Raw genomic sequence first — 1,857 nt, 5'->3', positions numbered from 1 at the left:
GTATGCTTCCAGGAAGCGATAGTTTTGCTGAGCTGTGATCTTCGCAGCTGCAAAGACATCGACGACACTGACCATCGAGGCTAAGGACGAGGCCTTAACCAGGCCTATCAATAGATTGCTGAACATCGGTAAAGAGATAGGGATTGCTTGCGGCAACAGAACCCGGCGAATCGTTTGAAGGTTGGTCATTCCCATCGATTTTGCTGCATCGAACTGCCCTTTTTTGACAGCCGCAAATGCCCCGCGAAAAATCTCGCTGCTGTTGATCGTGGCCAATAGACTCAATGCGGAAATGGCAATCCATACCATGTTGAAATCCCTGAACCGAAGTGACCAATTCATGGATTCCGACCAAACATCAAACTGTTTGGAAGCGACCAAGTACAGCGCAAGAATGATCAGCACCATGGGAATGCCCTTCAACAAAGTGACAACCACTTGAAAAAATTGGCTCAGTCCTTTGATGCGATAAAGTCGGATCAGCGCTATCCCTAACCCTAAAATAACGCCGATGACTATCGCTGTGATGGCCATGAATAATGTTGTGCCAATGTATTGGCTTGCTACTTTCAATGATTGGATCATCACCTCAAATTTGAAACTCATGGCCCTCATCCTTTCTTATTCTGGCACGTAATCACCATCTAAGTATTCTTCGGAAAGTTCTTTAATGGTTCCATCCGCTTTCAGTTCCTCTAATGCTGTATTCACGGCATCAATCAAGGCTTGATCGGTTTTTTTGTTGAATAGCAGGTAAGCATCCGAATTATGGACTGGTTCGCTGCCGATTGCTAAGTTTTCATTAAAGGATTTATTCCAGTTATCCACTTGATATTTTGGTGCCAAAGATGCATCCACAGCACCTGAGGTAATCGCTTGAACGATCTGTTCGTTGTTGTATTCGCCATAAACTAATTCAAAAGCATCCGGATTTTCTTCTAAATACGTTTCAGCCATTGCTGCTTGGTTTGTTGCGGTTGTAGCATAGACTTTTTTCCCGGCAAGATCGTCGAAGGTCTCATAAACCGTTCCTGCATCCGGATCCGATACGATGTACGTATCCCATACTACGTAGCCGACATCCCCATATACAAATTTCTCTTGGCGCTCTGCATTTATTTCAAGTTCGAAGGCTGCCATCTGAACCTTATCGCTCTCTAAATTTGACAATGTTGTCGGGAAGTCCGCTCCTTCAAAAGTAAACGTGTAATCCGTCAGTTTTTCATCAATAGCTTTCACTACAGCGACATCATAGCCATCATATTCGCCGTTTTCATCCAAATACGCATATGGCAGAGCTTCATTCCCTGTACCTACTTTAACCTCTGTTGCGCCGCTGTCGGCTGCACTCTCGGTTTCAGCAGAGCCGCTGCTGCACCCAGCCAAGATAACCCCTGCCATCAATAAACTTGCTCCAAATCCCAATGTTGTCTTTTTCATAATAATTCCTCCTCAGTTAGTCTCGATTTTTTGGACCTTTTTCAATTGAACCTTTTTATTTTTAAATAGTAATAACTTTGGTAGTTGAAACGACGACTTTTTCGCTTCAGCGAAATTCATCCGTTTCTCCAACACGTCAAAGACTCGTTCAAGAATAATGCTCAATGTAATAAACAGAACTGCCGCGCCTACGTAGCCTTCCAACGTGTGGTAGGTCACGGCACCAATGGCCCGCGCTTTCCCTACCACATCCACTATCCCGATCGTAAATGCCAACGAGGTATCCTGCAGCAAAGCGACAGTGGTTGTACCGAATGATGGTAATGCCACGAGCACAACTTGCGGAAGAATGACACGCAGGTACATTTGCGACTTCGTCAGTCCACAAGCGATGCTTGCTTCTTTCTGGGTGATGGG

At 45.0% G+C, this 1,857-nt stretch carries 3 protein-coding genes; all 3 read right to left on the bottom strand.

Features of this window, described 5'->3' with window-relative positions; genetic code table 11:
* A partial coding sequence (locus WBV27_RS04190; RefSeq protein WP_424199701.1) for an amino acid ABC transporter permease occupies positions 1-606 on the bottom strand: 606 nt, incomplete at its 3' end.
* A 15-nt stretch (positions 607-621) separates the two neighbouring features.
* The gene (locus WBV27_RS04185; RefSeq protein ID WP_424199699.1) at positions 622-1,440 is read right to left on the bottom strand and encodes a transporter substrate-binding domain-containing protein; all 819 of its coding nucleotides are present in this window, start codon (positions 1,438-1,440) and stop codon (positions 622-624) included.
* 12 nt (positions 1,441-1,452) lie between these two features.
* Positions 1,453-1,857, bottom strand: a 405-nt coding sequence (locus WBV27_RS04180; RefSeq protein WP_424199697.1) for an ABC transporter permease subunit, incomplete at its 5' end; no start/stop codon positions are given.

Origin of the sequence: Trichococcus sp. (genome assembly GCF_049589555.1) — a bacterium.
Classification (GTDB): domain Bacteria; phylum Bacillota; class Bacilli; order Lactobacillales; family Aerococcaceae; genus Trichococcus.
Note: the sequence above shows the minus strand (reverse complement) of the source record. Positions and strands in the feature narration are given on the sequence as shown.

Coding starts and splice junctions, on each gene's coding strand:
- WBV27_RS04185 (WP_424199699.1), bottom strand. CDS start 1,440: ATGAAAAAGACAACATTGGGATTTGGAGCAAGTTTATTGATGGCAGGG.